The sequence below is a fragment of the Rhizobium giardinii bv. giardinii H152 genome (assembly GCF_000379605.1).
In the GTDB taxonomy this organism is placed as follows: Bacteria; Pseudomonadota; Alphaproteobacteria; order Rhizobiales; family Rhizobiaceae; genus Pararhizobium; species Pararhizobium giardinii.
Genome location: NZ_KB902697.1, coordinates 1 through 14,830 on the forward strand (window position 1 = coordinate 1; position 14,830 = coordinate 14,830).

12 protein-coding genes and 3 pseudogenes are annotated in these 14,830 nt (G+C 59.1%); 9 read left to right on the top strand and 6 right to left on the bottom strand.

All coding sequences use genetic code 11. The features are described 5' to 3' along the window. Window positions 1-159: 159 nt before the first annotated feature. Complete coding sequence (locus A3AY_RS0124390) at window positions 160-687, bottom strand: hypothetical protein (protein ID WP_018328304.1); 528 nt, start codon at window positions 685-687, stop codon at window positions 160-162. Between the two features lie 56 nt (window positions 688-743). Here A3AY_RS0124390 and A3AY_RS35990 point away from each other — a divergent pair, with 56 nt between their 5' ends. Genes A3AY_RS35990 through cueR form a run of 3 tightly spaced genes read left to right on the top strand, consistent with a single transcriptional unit; the run spans window position 744 to window position 4,326 of the window. After that, window positions 744-1,331: a Crp/Fnr family transcriptional regulator gene (locus A3AY_RS35990; RefSeq protein WP_018328305.1), complete on the top strand. Its 588-nt coding sequence runs from the start codon at window positions 744-746 to the stop codon at window positions 1,329-1,331. Between the two features lie 56 nt (window positions 1,332-1,387). Beyond that, entirely contained in the window at window positions 1,388-3,868 is a 2,481-nt protein-coding gene (locus A3AY_RS0124400; RefSeq protein WP_018328306.1) for a heavy metal translocating P-type ATPase, read from the top strand. A gap of 14 nt (window positions 3,869-3,882) precedes the next feature. Further along, window positions 3,883-4,326 carry a Cu(I)-responsive transcriptional regulator gene (cueR, locus tag A3AY_RS0124405; RefSeq protein ID WP_018328307.1) on the top strand — a complete coding sequence of 148 codons (444 nt, stop codon included), beginning with the start codon at window positions 3,883-3,885 and terminating at the stop codon, window positions 4,324-4,326. A gap of 235 nt (window positions 4,327-4,561) precedes the next feature. On the opposite strand, the pseudogene A3AY_RS40730 reads toward cueR, so the two are convergent. Continuing rightward, window positions 4,562-4,868: pseudogene (locus A3AY_RS40730) on the bottom strand (hypothetical protein); the annotation flags it as partial. Between the two features lie 383 nt (window positions 4,869-5,251). Here A3AY_RS40730 and A3AY_RS0124415 point away from each other — a divergent pair. After that, a complete protein-coding gene (locus A3AY_RS0124415; protein ID WP_018328309.1) occupies window positions 5,252-5,776 on the top strand; it encodes a hypothetical protein in 525 nt (174 codons plus the stop codon). A gap of 352 nt (window positions 5,777-6,128) precedes the next feature. Continuing rightward, entirely contained in the window at window positions 6,129-7,430 is a 1,302-nt protein-coding gene (locus tag A3AY_RS36000; RefSeq protein WP_338053507.1) for an acyltransferase family protein, read from the top strand. Here A3AY_RS36000 and A3AY_RS41225 read toward each other — a convergent pair. Further along, window positions 7,350-7,736: pseudogene (locus A3AY_RS41225) on the bottom strand (cytochrome c); the annotation flags it as partial. The gene A3AY_RS36000 and the pseudogene A3AY_RS41225 overlap by 81 nt on opposite strands. Before the next feature lie 570 nt (window positions 7,737-8,306). On the opposite strand from A3AY_RS41225, the gene A3AY_RS0124425 reads away from it, so the two are divergent. The 4 genes from A3AY_RS0124425 (at window position 8,307) to A3AY_RS0124440 (ending at window position 12,855) form a co-directional block, all read left to right on the top strand. Next, window positions 8,307-9,791 (top strand): multicopper oxidase family protein, encoded by a 1,485-nt coding sequence (locus A3AY_RS0124425; protein ID WP_026203783.1) that lies wholly within the window; start codon window positions 8,307-8,309, stop codon window positions 9,789-9,791. Between the two features lie 204 nt (window positions 9,792-9,995). Further along, on the top strand, window positions 9,996-12,125 hold the full coding sequence (locus tag A3AY_RS0124430) for a copper-transporting P-type ATPase (protein WP_040669199.1): 2,130 nt from the start codon (window positions 9,996-9,998) through the stop codon (window positions 12,123-12,125). Further along, on the top strand, window positions 12,122-12,331 hold the full coding sequence (locus A3AY_RS0124435; RefSeq protein ID WP_018328313.1) for a DUF2933 domain-containing protein: 210 nt from the start codon (window positions 12,122-12,124) through the stop codon (window positions 12,329-12,331). Before A3AY_RS0124430 ends, A3AY_RS0124435 begins: the two co-directional genes overlap by 4 nt. Beyond that, entirely contained in the window at window positions 12,328-12,855 is a 528-nt protein-coding gene (locus A3AY_RS0124440) for an SRPBCC family protein (protein WP_018328314.1), read from the top strand. Before A3AY_RS0124435 ends, A3AY_RS0124440 begins: the two co-directional genes overlap by 4 nt. Before the next feature lie 56 nt (window positions 12,856-12,911). On the opposite strand, the pseudogene A3AY_RS40740 reads toward A3AY_RS0124440, so the two are convergent. From A3AY_RS40740 to A3AY_RS0124450, 3 genes and pseudogenes are all read right to left on the bottom strand, one after another. Further along, window positions 12,912-13,245: pseudogene (locus A3AY_RS40740) on the bottom strand (four-helix bundle copper-binding protein). A gap of 30 nt (window positions 13,246-13,275) precedes the next feature. Then, a complete protein-coding gene (copM, locus tag A3AY_RS0124445) occupies window positions 13,276-13,698 on the bottom strand; it encodes a CopM family metallochaperone (RefSeq protein WP_018328315.1) in 423 nt (140 codons plus the stop codon). 438 nt (window positions 13,699-14,136) lie between these two features. Next, window positions 14,137-14,589 (bottom strand): YqaA family protein, encoded by a 453-nt coding sequence (locus A3AY_RS0124450; protein ID WP_018328316.1) that lies wholly within the window; start codon window positions 14,587-14,589, stop codon window positions 14,137-14,139. Window positions 14,590-14,830: the final 241 nt, after the last annotated feature.

Below are 14,830 nucleotides of genomic sequence, written 5' to 3' on the forward strand. Positions count from 1 at the left end.
GCCGTCGCGACCGTAGACCTTGCATCCAGGAAGGCGACCGTCGAAACGACGCTGGACCCGGCCCTTATCGGCCAGGCGATCGAGGACGCCGGATATCCGGTGTCGTACGCAAGACGTTGACATGGCACACCGGCCGTCGCTGTTTCCCTGGGGCGGCCGTTATCCGGGCACTTTGTAGCCGCGCAGCCTGTTGTACGTCTCGATCTGGGGCTGTGTCAGAATGTCGAGCAGCATCAGGTGTGCCGACAGGTGGACGAAACGCAGTCTCGCGCGGCTTTCCTCGATCGTCGCCAAAAGCGTCAGCAGCTCGGTCGCCGTGACGTGCCGATGGCGAAACCTTTCTTCAAGGCCTTCCTCAAGCGAGACGTACCGCATCCCTTCTGCCGCCGCCTCGTGCCGCATATCATCGAAAACCTTGCGTACCCGCTCTTCCTGTCCGGTAGCCAATGACAGCTCCTTCCCCATTTTCAGGACGTGCGATGGCCCCGGCATACCGTTGAGTTCGGCGGTCTTGGCAAGCCCCCACCCGCCGCCGCGGCGTAGTTCGGCGACGTCCGCCTCCGACAGGCTCTTGATGGGCCGCGCCTCCTCACCCCGATAGGGCGAGGCATGGCCGTGATGGACCTCCTCAGCGACAGCGGTCGCAGGCACCAGCAAGGTCAGGGCGAACAACAAAGGCAGTTTCATGGGACAATCTCCGGACTGTTGAAGGTGCAGCTTGAGCGTTCCATGGGAGCCATGACATGATCACGATCATGTCCGATCTCGTCGCCCGTCTCAATTCCATTTCCGCATCCACCAAATCCTTCGATCAGGGGGGATCGGTTTTCCATCAAGGCGACCCCATACACAGTCTCTACGTGGTGATGTCGGGAACGGTACATCTTGTGCGTCACCAGGCCGATGGAGCCGCGACGGTGCTCCAGAGATGCACGGCGGGTCACATCCTCGCCGAGGCGTCGGTCTATTCCGACACGTACCACTGTGACGCTGTGTCGGTTTCGTCCGTAACCGTGTCGATCGTTCCAGTCGCGGAAATCAAAAGGCTGCTCGCGACTGACATAGCCTTCACGACCCTCTGGGCGGTGCATCTCGCCCGCGAACTACAGGCGACACGAAAGCGGGCCGAGATCGTGTCTCTGAGGACGGTGAAAGCAAGGCTCGATGCGTGGCTGGCCTGGAACGAGGGCGTGCTCCCACCCAAGGGCGCGTGGAAGCAACTGGCCGACGACATCGGGATATCCTCCGAAGCCTTGTATCGGGAGGTCGCTCAGCGGCGCGTCGAGGTCGACACCAAAGTCGGCCGGACGTTTCCTCAGGACACCCCTTGACCTTCCCATCATTGGAAGGACTAACTATATGGGCAGTTAGCAAAGGGATCACCCCGATGACTGCCATACCGAAGATCGAAACATCGAAAGCCCTGCCCATTCCGACAGATTTCGGGATCGAGGGCATGAGCTGCGCGTCCTGCGTCCTGCGGGTCGAGAAAGCCATCGCCGCAGTGCCGGGCGTAGCCTCGGCTACCGTCAATCTCGCGACCGAGCGCGCCACCGTCACCTATAGCGAGCCAGTTCCGACCGAAGCCGTCCTTCAGGCCATCGCGAAGGCGGGCTATGAACCGAAACTCGAGACGCGAGAACTTGGCGTCGAAGGCATGACCTGTGCCTCGTGCGTCTCCCGCGTCGAGAAGGCTCTGAAAACCGTTCCGGGTGTAAAGGACGCCTCGGTCAACCTCGCGACCGAGAGGGCGACCGTCCGTATTGTCTCCGGGACTTCCGCACTTGCCCTGGAGGATGCCGTGCGCACCGCGGGCTATGAGGTGCGCAGGATCACGGCAGACCGCTCCACGGACGACAACGAGGATCGTCGAGACCGCGAGGCCAACCGCCTGAAAGTGTCGCTGGCCCTGTCGGCCGCGCTAACGCTTCCCCTGTTCGTCCTCGAGATGGGGTCGCATTTCATTCCGGCCATCCATGACTGGATCATGGTGAACATTGGCATGGGCAACAATCTTGTCATCCAGTTTGTGCTCACCACCATTATCCTGTTCGGACCTGGCCTCCGATTCTTCACGAAGGGCGTTCCCAACCTGCTTCGTTGGACCCCCGACATGAATTCCCTTGTGGTGCTCGGCACCTCGGCCGCCTGGAGCTATTCGGTCGTCGCGACATTCCTGCCGGGTGTGCTGCCTTCCGGTACCGCGAACGTCTACTACGAGGCGGCAGCCGTTATCGTCACACTGATCCTGCTCGGCCGCTACCTCGAGGCGAGCGCCAAAGGCAAGACCAGCCAGGCGATCAAGCACCTCATCGGCCTTCAGGCGAAGACTGCGTACGTGAAGCGGGGCGAAGACTTCGCCGAGATAGAAATCGAAGACGTTGTCCTCGGCGACATCGTGCGCATCCGCCCCGGCGAGAAAGTCCCGGTCGACGGCCGCGTCACCGGCGGCGCGTCCTACGTGGACGAGTCCATGATCACGGGCGAGCCCCTTCCGGTTAAGAAATCCGCTGGCGACGAGGTGGTCGGCGGCACGATCAACAAGACCGGGTCATTCACCTTCGCGGCGACGAAAATCGGTTCGGACACGCTCCTCGCCCAGATCATCAAGATGGTTGAGGCGGCGCAGGGCTCGAAGCTGCCGATCCAGGCGCTGGTTGACCGCGTGACGGGATGGTTTGTCCCGGCGGTCATCGCGGCGGCCACCCTGACATTCGTGGCATGGCTTCTCTTCGGCCCCTCGCCTGCGCTGACCTTCGCTCTCGTCAATGCCGTGGCGGTGCTGATCATCGCCTGCCCCTGCGCCATGGGCCTGGCGACCCCGACATCCATCATGGTCGGCACGGGCCGCGCGGCCGAACTCGGCATCCTCTTCCAAAAGGGCGAAGCTCTCCAGACCCTGCGCGATGTCGACGTCGTGGCACTGGACAAGACCGGCACGCTGACCAAGGGCAAGCCGGAATTGACAGACTTCGTTGTCAGCGCTGGCTTCGACCGCGCCGAAACGCTGCGACTTGTGGCCAGCCTGGAGACGCACTCCGAACATCCGATTGCCGAAGCCCTCGTCGCAGCTGCTAGGGGCGACGGTCAAGCCCTCTTCGAAGTCTTGGATTTCGTGGCTGCCCCCGGCTATGGCGTCAGCGGTCGAATTGACGGTCGGACGGTACTCGTCGGCGCGGACAGGTCGATGACTAAGAACGGAATCGATATCTCATCGTTCTCGCACCAGGCTGCCGCCCTGGGCGATGAGGGCAAGTCTCCGCTCTATGCCGCCATCGACGGAAGACTGGCCGCCATCATCGCCGTGTCCGATCCCATCAAGGAAACGACGCCACAAGCAATCAAGGCTCTGCATGCGCTCGGCCTGAAGGTCGCGATGATCACGGGCGACAACCGGCGCACTGCGCAGGCGATCGCCCGCCAACTCGGCATCGACGAGGTCGTCGCTGAAGTCCTGCCTGACGGCAAAATCGAAGCGGTCCGCACGCTGCGGAGCGGCGGGCGCAAGGTGGCCTTCATTGGTGATGGCATCAACGACGCGCCCGCCCTGTCGGAAGCAGACATCGGGCTCGCGGTCGGAACCGGAACCGACATCGCTATCGAGAGCGCCGACGTCGTCCTGATGTCGGGCGATCTTAACGGAGTGCCGCGGGCGATTGCCATCAGCAAGGCGACAATCCGCAACATCCGGCAGAACCTGTTCTGGGCCTTCGCCTACAACGTCAGCCTCGTTCCGGTGGCTGCGGGAGTCCTCTATCCGGTGAACGGCACGCTGCTGTCGCCGATCCTCGCCGCTGGCGCGATGGGCCTGTCGAGCGTCTTCGTGTTGGCCAACGCGCTGCGTCTACGGCGTTTCAAGCCAAATTGACGGAAGGAACCACAATGAACATCGGTGAGGCATCCAAGGCGTCAGGCGTTTCGACGAAGATGATCCGCTACTACGAGCAGATCAAATTGATCACCCCTGCGCACCGTACCGAGTCGAGTTACCGCACATATGGCGACAACGACGTCCATACCCTGCAATTCATCCGCCGAGCCCGTGACCTCGGATTTTCGGTCGAGCAAATGAAGGCGTTGCTGGCGCTGTGGCGGGACCGTTCTCGAGCAAGTTCAGACGTCAAGGCGATCGCGCTTGAGCACATCGCGGAACTCGAGCGCAAGGCTGCGGCGATTGCCGCGATGACAAAGACGCTCAAGCATCTGGTCAGTCACTGCCACGGCGACGACCGGCCGGACTGCCCGATCATCGAAGGTTTCGCCGACACGCTAGAGGATATCGGGCCTGGCGTGCCGTCCAAGTTCGGCCTCGCCAACGTTGTCTAGTGAGCCTCGTAAGTCCGCCTTGGCGCGGCCTTCCCGTTCCAGAGCCAACTCGGACGTCAGGGCTGTGGCTCTGGACCATGTCGCCGAACTGGAGCGCAATATCTCGCTAGCCACTGGCAAGGAGAAGATCGGCCGGAGTGCCCGATCAAGGCGCGATTCGGCGTTGCCACGCTGAAATGATCGGCTCTTCGATCTGGCGCACAGAAGCCCGCCTAAGCGGTGGATTCTGCCAGACATTTTCTGGAGGCGCGAAAAAACAGTTCAGGTTGTCTTCGGTCGGATGAAGGCAGATGTGATAGTTGCCGTCTCCGGACGGAATCTCGTCCCCGTAGGGAATGAAAAACTTGTGGCTTCTGGTGGCGAGATGATGGTCGCCAGGCTGAAGGATAACCGAAAACCCTCGGCGGCCTTTGCTGACAACCCGGCTGGGGATGGCGTCGCAGTCCCCGCCCACGTCGTTGCCGTTGCAGCAGGCCGGAGGATAGGTCCAGTCACTACTGGTCTGGTGGGCGTGGCTCGGTACGACCAGGCCCTATCGACATGACAGTAAAGCTGATCACGGACGCTATTGACTGTTTGATGGTATCAAATGTCCCCAACCGAAGCAATCCGCGTCTTGATCCAACAATTCTACACCGAATGGTCGCAGTTGGTAGTTCAATTTTAGCACCCACTCATACACCACTAGCGGTGCTTCCGAGGTACACTGTTGGCAACTGTCGAACTGCGAGGCTCACGAAGATGGTTGATCCGACCCCCTACCCCGGCATGCCTCGATGGGTGAAAATCTCTGGGATATTCCTCGGCGTGATAGTCTTGCTGGCCGTCATTTTGATGGCCACCGGTATTGGCGGCCCTCACGGTCCTGGCCGCCACCTGTCGCCTGCCGACACGCAGCCAGACAACGCCACAAAGGTGATCGCCCATGAATATGAGACCCGGTCTCCGGAAGATCGTTCTCGTCGCGCACATCGTCTCCTCGGTCGGCTCGCTCGGCGCGGTCGCGGGCTTCCTCGCTCTCGCGGTGGCAGGGCTCACGAGTCAGGATGCTCAGGTGACGCGGAGCGCCTATGTCGCAATGGAGGTGATCGCCCGTTTTGTCATTGTTCCTTTGGTTTCCGCCTCCTTGCTCATCGGCGTCGCACAGTCTCTGGGCACGACATGGGGCTTGTTCCGACACTATTGGGTCCTGGCGAAACTCCTCCTAACCCTCCTGACCGTGATTGTTTTGCTGCTCCAGATGGAGGGAATAGCCCACGTCGCGGCGGTAGCGGTTGAGACGACATTGTCCAGTGCCGATCTCCTCGGTCTCAGGCGCTCGCTCGTTGTCCATGCCGCTGGTGGCCTCGTCGTATTGCTCGTGACGACGACGCTGTCGGTCTACAAGCCGGGTGGGATGACCCGATACGGGTGGCGCAAACTGCACAACCAGAAAGGTGACCCGGTATAGACACGCCAGAGGGATTTCAGGGAAGAGGTCGCAACTGCCTATCTGGCAATTTAGCAACTTCGCGCAGGATTTTTGCGACATTTCAAAATTTACGAAAAATTTAGGTTAATTTTATCGATATGAATCCGCCTGTTTCGATCTGAAAAAAGAAAGCTTAGGTTGTACCAACACGTCCCTTGGCGTGTCCCAATCCTTTCAGAGACAGCCACGGATCGTCACAATGAACACTATTGTCAATTCAGATTCTGCGTATTTCCCATCAGCACGAAGTCTCTCGTCTCAAACGACAGAGACGGTACAATCAAGGGCGGTTGGCCCCGATGTTCTCCGATCATTGGCGATCCTGCTTGTCATGCTGGTGCACCTCCCAGTCGAGGCGACACCGTCCCTGCTGGTCGGCGTTCGTACCTATGCATGGCTAGGGGTCGATATTTTCTTTGTTTTGAGCGGGTTTCTGATCGGAACGCAACTCTTCAAGGAAGTCTCACGAACCGGAGGCGTGGGGCTGAAGTCCTTCTATCTCCGCCGTGCCTTTCGTATTTTTCCGGCGTTTTTCGTTGTCCTCGGCCTCTACGCAATTTTCCCCGTTCTTCGAGACGCTCCGACGATGCAACCGGTCTGGAGCTTCGCGACCTTCACTGTGAATTTCGACTTCGATCCGCGCGTGGGCCGAGCGTTTACCCAGGCATGGTCGCTTTGTGTCGAGGAGCATTTCTATCTGGTTTTGCCGCTACTGGTATTGCTCTTGCATCGACGCATTAGCATGGGCTGGACGCTCCTAATCGCTGCGGCGATGGTGATTGCGGGAATGATCCTTCGATACACGATTTGGGAAAGCCAGGTCGGCGTTCTTGTTGACGCCGACAAGCTAAGAGATGCTTTCGCCGTCTATCTCAGGGACGTATATTATCCGACATACACCCGCCTGGATGGCTTGATGTTCGGCGCGATCCTCGCTGCGGCGAGATTTTACAAGCCGGAACTCTGCAAGCGTTACGCGCCTTCGCGTGTTTCCCTGCCGGTAGGGGCTGCCCTCGTCGTGGCCGCTCTCGTGCTGTTCTCGATTCGAGGACCACTTGCAGGAACAAACCTCTTTCTCGTCTTCCAGGCACAGCTTGGTGCAGTCGCCGGATTCCCGCTGATTTCAATCGGTATCGCTCTTATTCTTGGCGCTATGCTCGACTTGGAGCACGTTCTGAAGCGGTTGCCGGTTCCGGGTGCGGTGATTGTCGCAACCCTGTCGTACAGCCTGTATCTCACTCACAAGTCGGTCTTCCATGTCGGCAGGCTTATCTTCGGAGAAGAGAACCTTCAGGGCGGTTTCGGCTTTGTCATTTATCTTGCGACCAGCTTTGCGGCAGCAACTGTACTCTGGTTCTGCGTGGAGAGGACCTTCCTCCTTCTTCGGGACCGCGTTCTCTCTCCGAGCAGCATCAATCTTCTTTGCCAAGGGTCCGCCGATCATGGTCTCGCTCCCCTGCATCCGCGTTTCGGGACCGAGAGCATGGGGATTTCGGTCAGCCGCGACAGACAGCGCGGACGCGTAGATGCCAAGATCGTTTGCCAGCTTGCCGAACTGTTGGCGCTCGGTTTCGATGCTTGCGGCGGCTTTCGAGCCAGGCGTTGTGACAGGGCCCTCGAAAAGCGCAGATAGAGCAGCTCCCGAATGAGCCCGGACGGTTTCGGCCGCTGCCTTGAACGTCTTTGCATCATATGGCGACGAGTCCCTGAACATGGCGTTGATGGTTTTGGCGGCGTTTGCCATCGCCTTCATGCCGTCCTGTCTTTGGACAACGTTGCCAGGCGCGGCGGTTTGGGCGGCTGCTACGGAGATTACCGTGGCGAAAACGGCTATTGGAAGCACAAGTACGGATAGTTTCGTCACACTCGCATTCAGCCCCATGCTACACTCCATTTTCCCGGAGGCTGTTCCTCCCAGTTGTGACCATCCCAGCATCATGGAGCCTCAACCTCCGGGGTTGGAAACGTCCTCGCGTTTGATCAAGGTCAACGCAACTCTTGCAACGGCACGGTATCGTGCTTGGTAACGATAATAGGGTCCGAGCGAAAACATGTTCGCTGTAAGCCAAACCATTCGACGATGCGCGAGAGAATTGCTGGCCGTTTTGGTCGCAATTATGTTCCTCGTCGCGCCGATGGCCGAGGCTGCTCCCACTTGCAATAACGACTTATCTCAAGTTCAACATATCGAAACATCCAAGGGCGACGTAGCGGGACAAGGTGATCACCACCCTGTCGAGCAGAAGGCTTGCTGCAAAAGCGTATGCAGCCTGTGCAACGTGATTCTTCCGGTTTGGAACCCTGTTGTTTTTCACCTGGATTCCGCCGCTCAGCGATACCTTGATCCGCAGCCGTCCTTCATTGGCTTCACCTGTCGCCCCCCTCTCACGCCTCCTCGATCCCTCATTTGATCACTCCCGCCCTACGGCGGATGATCGTCGGTTGCCTGTGATCTCCACGCGGCGACCATTTCGTCGGCAAGGCCGATACGAGAAAAAGAGGCAAAGAGATGAATCGTCGTAAATTCTTAGGAAGACTGGTGACGGGTGTAGCGGTCGCTGGTTCGGCTTCCGCATTGTTTCCCACGAGCGCCTGGCCGCAAGTGACAACCAATAAACTACAACCGTTGTCGAACATCGGAGCCCGTTCGCTTTCCATTGCGAAGCGGGTAATCGAAGTGAATGGGAAGGCCGCTAGCGTTTTCGGGCTCGTTCAACCTGACGGCACAGCGGGCATCACGTTAGAAGCGAATAGTCAATTTGACGTCACCCTTTCCAATAATATCGGCGACCCCACGCTCATCCATTGGCACGGTCTGACGCCTCCCTGGGCAATGGATGGCGTGCCGGACAATCCGTCTGCACTTTTAAGTCCGGCCGAAGCCCGTCGCTATACGTTTCCGGTTGGTGCCGGGGGGACCCACTGGATGCATGCTCACACGCTGCAGGAGCAAAACTTGCTGGCCGCCCCCTTAATTGTCAGAACTGCCGACGACGTGAGGCGTGATGAGCAAGAAGTCGTCATTTTCCTGCACGACTTTTCGTTCACACCCGCCGAGGAATTGCTCGCCAGGCTCAAAGGCTCCCGCTCCAAGGGCGGCCGGGCCATGAACCATGGTGCCATGACGCAGGGCATGGCAGCCGGGATGCACGGAGGACATATGTCCGGTATGGCGATGCCAGGAATGGCAGCCATGGACCTGAATGACATCGAGTACGACGCGTATCTCGCCAATGATCGCACGCTCGAAGACCCACAGGTGGTTCCGACAGAGAAAGGCGGTCTGGTCCGTCTACGCATCATCAACGGCGCGACGGCGACGGCGTTCACCATCGACACCGGGGGCCTTGCAGGGCGTCTTGTTGCGGTCGACGGACAGCTTGTCCACCCGATTTCGGGAAATCAGTTTCCGATTTCAATGGGCCAGCGCCTGGATATACGACTGGAACTTCCCAAAGCTGGGGGAGTCCATCCCATCCTCGCGTTACGCGAAGGATCACTTGAGCGGACCGGGATCATCCTCGCCTCGCCCAGGGCTGTTATTGCCAAGATTGCTTCGCGTGGATCGGCGAATGGACCTGTTCTCGGACTGGGACTCGAAAAGCAGCTGAGGCCCGTCGAGCCCCTTCCAACGCGTCCCGCAGATCATCGTTTCGCTCTCACCCTGACTGGCGACATGGCGGGCTACACCTGGCAAATCAACGGAGGCGATGGTCTCAGTGTGAGGCAAGGCGACAGGGTCGAGGTTGCCATGCAGAACATGTCAATGATGGCGCATCCGATGCATCTGCACGGTCATCATTTCCAGGTAATCGGTATCAACGGCAACACGATTCAGGGCGCAGTGCGGGACACCGTTCTGGTTCCGCCGATGGGAAGTGTTGTCACTGCCTTCGATGCGAACAATCCCGGCCGTTGGCCCCTCCACTGCCATCACCTCTACCACATGGCGTCCGGGATGATGTCATTCGTCGCCTATCGAGACGGAAGCTAAGCATTTGCAGTCAAAGTCGAGCGTCGCCCCGCAGAGTCTAAGCTGCGTCCCGCTCCTCACGATGTCTTGGACCAGCCAGTGCAACTTATGCTTCCCGATAGAGACGTACCATCAAGGAGTTTTATTCAAATGGATGAACACAAAGATCATCATCACCACCATGCAACTGAGGGTCCCGCGGCGGGGAATGGTGCCGCAAGTTCGATGACTACACAAACCGAAGGCGTGATTTACACTTGCCCCATGCACCCGCAGGTAAGGCAAATAGGGCCTGGAAACTGCCCGATCTGCGGGATGACGCTGGAACCGGAAGTGGTCACAGTAGAAACCGGGCCGAGCCCCGAGCTGCTCGACATGAGGCGCAGGTTCTGGATCGGACTGGTTCTGACGGTGCCGCTACTTGCCCTGGAGATGGGGGGCCACCTCACCAACCTCCATATGTTGCTCGGTGCGCAAACATCGAACTGGCTGCAGCTTGTCTTCGCAACGCCTGTGGTCTTGTGGGCAGGCGCTCCGTTCTTCGAACGGGCGTGCCGGTCAATCGTCACGCGGCACCTCAACATGTTCACCTTGATAGCGATGGGCACGGGCGTTGCTTGGGTCTACAGCGTCGTGGCAACAGTGGCACCGGGCCTTTTCCCGGCCACATTCCAGTCCGGCGGAGGATCGGTTGCGGTCTATTTCGAGGCGGCAGCAGTTATCACGGTGCTTGTTCTGCTCGGACAGGTCCTGGAATTGCAAGCCCGCGAACAGACCGGAGGTGCAATCCGCGCATTGTTGGACCTTGCTCCGAAGACGGCCCGCCGCATCCGCAGCGATGAAACCGACGAAGACATCGCGCTCGAGGCCGTTGCGGTTGGTGACCGGCTGCGGGTTCGCCCTGGCGAGAAGGTGCCGGTCGATGGCAGGCTCGTCGAAGGTCGCAGCTCGATTGATGAATCGATGATCACCGGAGAGTCGATGCCCATCACCAAGGAGGTCGGTGCCACCCTCATAGGCGGCACGATGAACCAGACGGGCGGTTTCGTCATGGAAGCCGGAAAAGTGGGACGCGATACCATGCTGTCGCAGATCGTGCGCATGGTCGCGGACGCCCAACGCTCACGGGCCCCTATCCAGCGACTGGCGGACGAAGTCTCGGGCTGGTTTGTCCCCGTCGTCATCATAATCGCTGTCATCGCATTCGCTACATGGATGGCGTTTGGACCGGAGCCACGTTTCGCCCATGGGCTTGTTGCCGCAGTCGCGGTGCTCATCATCGCCTGCCCGTGCGCCCTTGGCCTTGCCACTCCGATGTCGATCATGGTTGGCGTAGGACGGGGCGCACAGCTTGGCGTGTTGATCAAGAATGCCGAAGCGCTGGAGCGCTTCGAGAAGATCGACACGCTGGTGGTCGACAAGACGGGGACTCTCACTGAAGGCAAGCCCAAGGTCACATCGATTGCGACGACGGAAGGGCTGACCGAACCCGAACTGTTGCGGGTTGCCGCGACCCTGGAGCGGGCGAGCGAGCATCCGCTCGCGGCCGCAATCGTCGATGCCGCCAACCAACGCGGTGTGGCACTCGGCACTGCGGAAGACTTCGACAGCCCCGTCGGCAAGGGGGTTACCGGGACAGTCGAGGGCCGCAAGGTTATTATCGGAAGCCACCGCATAATGGCTGAGGAGAACGTGGACGTTTCGTCCCTCACCGACAAGGCGGAAGCCCTTCGTGGTGAGGGGGCGACCGTGATCTTTACCGCCATCGACGGTCGCGTCGCCGGTCTTTTCGCCATCTCTGATCCTATCAAGGCAACGACACCTGCCGCTGTCCAAGCGCTGTTGAAGGAGAGTGTCCGGGTCGTCATGCTCACGGGAGACAACCAGACGACCGCCAATGCTGTCGCACGGAAGCTGGGGATCACGGAAGTCGAGGCGGAAATCCTGCCGCAGCACAAAAGCGAGATCGTCGCACGCCTGCGCAAGGAAGGCCGGATCGTCGCAATGGCCGGGGACGGGGTTAACGACGCCCCTGCCCTTGCCGCCGCCGATGTCGGCATTGCGATGGGAACGGGAACGGACGTGGCCATTGAAAGCGCCGGGGTAACTCTGCTCAGGGGCGACCTTCAGGGCATCGTCCGGGCACGGCAGTTGAGTCATGCCACGATGAAGAACATCCGGCAGAACCTGTTCTTCGCCTTCATCTACAATGCGGCGGGGGTGCCGGTTGCGGCAGGCATCCTGTATCCGGCTTTCGGGCTTCTCCTGTCCCCGATCATCGCCGCAGCGGCCATGGCGCTGTCCTCCGTCAGCGTGATCGGGAATGCACTCAGATTGAGAGGTGTGCGGATATGAAGTGGGAACGCAAATGGACATTGCTCGTGGCATCCCTCGGTGTGATCGTGGCCTTCTTCGTGCTGCGGGAACACTGGGCGCACGCTCTCGGTCTGGCTACCTACCTGCTGCTGTTGGCGTGTCCTTTGATGCACCTTTTTCACGGCCACGGTGGTCACCGCCATGATCAACACGAACATGGTGCGGGAGAGGACGATCCAAGGTGACCTACACCCATTCGGCACAAACTGTAGTCAGCGTTGCCGCGTCCGCCGAAGCGCTCTTCGATTACCTGGACGACCAGGCTCGTCTTGGGTCACACATGCAGAAACCGTCGATGATGATGCTCGGAGGGCGGATGTCTTACGTGTTCGACGAGGCGCAAGGCCGCGCCGTCGGTTCGGTCATCAGGATGGAGGGAAGAATCCTCGGCGGCACCCTGTCGGTGGAAGAAGTCGTGATAGAGCGGCAACCTCCGCATCGGAAGGTATGGCAGACACGGGGACGGCCGAAACTTCTTGTCATCGGAGCGTATCGAATGGGCTTCGAGATTTCTCCCTCTGGCAAGTCGTCTCGACTGCTTGTGTTCATCGACTACGATTATCCGAGTTCGGCGGCAGGAAGGATCGTCGGCGCGATGTTCGGGCCGATCTATGCACGTTGGTGCATCAACCGGATGGCAAAGGACGTGATCCGTACGTTTCACACGACATCTACTGAAGGCCTTGTTCGAATGAGAAGAGAGCCATAATAGGACGCAGGAAGACCAGGGAGGGTGCCGGTCACCGGACCCCTCCCTGCTGTGCTCTAGGCGGCCATTTTCAGGCAGCTGTCAGCACACTTGCGGCAGACTTCAACGCAGCTTTGCATGTCGCCAACTCGCTCACAATTCAGTACACTGGGTGCAGATTTCGGCGCGCTCACGGCAGACGTGCCTATGGGGTTCGGAACCGATGAGCATGAAATGAGCCGAGGTTCGGCAAATCTCTGCGCATGCCATCATAAGCCTGAAATGAAGCGGCTCGGTGTGCTTGCCACCCATCTCCAGGCAGTGGTTCGTCGCAGTCGACAGGCATTCCCGATAGCACGCCAGGCAGTTGTCGATGCAGGTTTTCATCTCCGGTGGTTGATGATGATGCATGATGTTCGTCCTTTCGCGGGAATTGAGCGGTTACTTGGCGTGTTCGTTGACCCAGCTGGTCATCTCCTCGATTTCTTTTTTCTGCGCGTCGATGATCTTCTCCGCCATCGCCTTTGCCTGTTGGTCGTCACCATATTTCAGCTCGACCTCCGACATGCTGATCGCGCCCATGTGATGGGCGATCATTCCGCAGACGAAGGAGACGTCAGGGTCTTTGGCCATCATCCCCTGCATCATGGCAGGACGCATCTGCTGCATGCCCTCCATCATCGCCTTCTGGTGCTCGGCCATCTGGCCCATCGGCATTTCCGGCATCTTCATATCGCCGCTGGCAGACATCTCCGATTTGCAGGCATCTGGCATCACCGTTTGAGCGGAAGCGTTGATCGATGTAGATAGAAGGCTCGCCGGTACGGCTAGGACCGCGACCGCGCTCTTGAGAACGGTTTTCATTTTACTCTCCTGTTTATGTGAGATTGCGTGTTTTCCGGATTCAGGAGAACTAGGGCTTGGGTGGAGGGTGGAACGCACGCACGAGCAGGAACGGTAGGAGTTCGTTCAGGATAGGCGTCGCAGCTGAAGGACCGACAACGTGCGCATCCGCGCACGGCGGCTCTGCCAGAATCGGGCAGCAGTGCAAATTGGTGCAGCAACCGGCATGATGAACGGATATTGGATAGGCATGGCCCGGCTCGGTGATCGACGGGCAGTTGTAATTGGCGCTGAATTGGCCAGCCGCCGCCGCGCCGTGGAGGTTCACCACCATGACGCACAGGGCCACAATTCGGACCAAGCGGTAAACTGTTTTCATAAGAGGCATGGAGGCGCAATTCCTTTCGCCCTCAAACGCGCCTTACAGAAGAATGTTCCCTCCCCGCTGGTCGTGGAAGCTCAGAATCCGAGGGCTGCCGTTGTGTTCAGGGTTGCTGCCGCGAGTACGAGATAGCGGCCCGTCTTTGCCACTGTCACGAGAATTGCGAAGGACCACAGGGGCTCACGCAACACTCCGGCTATCACCGTCAGCGCATCCCCGAACAGGGGCATCCAGGACAACAGCAGCGACCATCGGCCATACCGCCGATACCAACCACTGGCTCTTTCTAGCGAGGACTTCTTCACCGGAAACCAAGCCCTGTCCTGAAATAGATCAATGAACCGGCCGAGAACCCAGTTACACACTGCTCCCAGAATGTTCCCGACACTTGCAACGATGAGCAGTCCCGGCACGGAGAATTTACCCGAAACGAGCAAGCCGATGAGCACCGGTTCGGACTGAAATGGCAAAATCGTCGCCGCGCCGAAGGCGACCAGGAAAAGCCCGATATAGGCCGTTAAGCTACTCACTGAATATAACCCGCATATCTCCCATAAATTCCACACTCCCTCTTAGGACCCTGTTGACCTTGCCATCGTTGGAAGCTCTACAAGGTTTCTTCATGATCCATCGGTGGCATGGTTCCTTGTGCAGCGCCACATAAACGACGCGAATCATCGGCTAGATGAAGCTCGCAATTGACAACTTCCGGGCTGATGGTAGTCCTCGGGACATGGGTATGTATCGAATCACATTGGCAAAAATGCTGGT

Coding starts and splice junctions, on each gene's coding strand:
- A3AY_RS0124435 (WP_018328313.1), top strand. CDS start 12,122: ATGAAGTGGGAACGCAAATGGACATTGCTCGTGGCATCCCTCGGTGTG.
- cueR (WP_018328307.1), top strand. CDS start 3,883: ATGAACATCGGTGAGGCATCCAAGGCGTCAGGCGTTTCGACGAAGATG.
- A3AY_RS0124430 (WP_040669199.1), top strand. CDS start 9,996: ATGACTACACAAACCGAAGGCGTGATTTACACTTGCCCCATGCACCCG.
- A3AY_RS36000 (WP_338053507.1), top strand. CDS start 6,129: ATGCTGGTGCACCTCCCAGTCGAGGCGACACCGTCCCTGCTGGTCGGC.
- copM (WP_018328315.1), bottom strand. CDS start 13,698: ATGAAAACCGTTCTCAAGAGCGCGGTCGCGGTCCTAGCCGTACCGGCG.
- A3AY_RS0124415 (WP_018328309.1), top strand. CDS start 5,252: ATGAATATGAGACCCGGTCTCCGGAAGATCGTTCTCGTCGCGCACATC.
- A3AY_RS35990 (WP_018328305.1), top strand. CDS start 744: ATGATCACGATCATGTCCGATCTCGTCGCCCGTCTCAATTCCATTTCC.
- A3AY_RS0124425 (WP_026203783.1), top strand. CDS start 8,307: ATGAATCGTCGTAAATTCTTAGGAAGACTGGTGACGGGTGTAGCGGTC.
- A3AY_RS0124390 (WP_018328304.1), bottom strand. CDS start 687: ATGAAACTGCCTTTGTTGTTCGCCCTGACCTTGCTGGTGCCTGCGACC.
- A3AY_RS0124400 (WP_018328306.1), top strand. CDS start 1,388: ATGACTGCCATACCGAAGATCGAAACATCGAAAGCCCTGCCCATTCCG.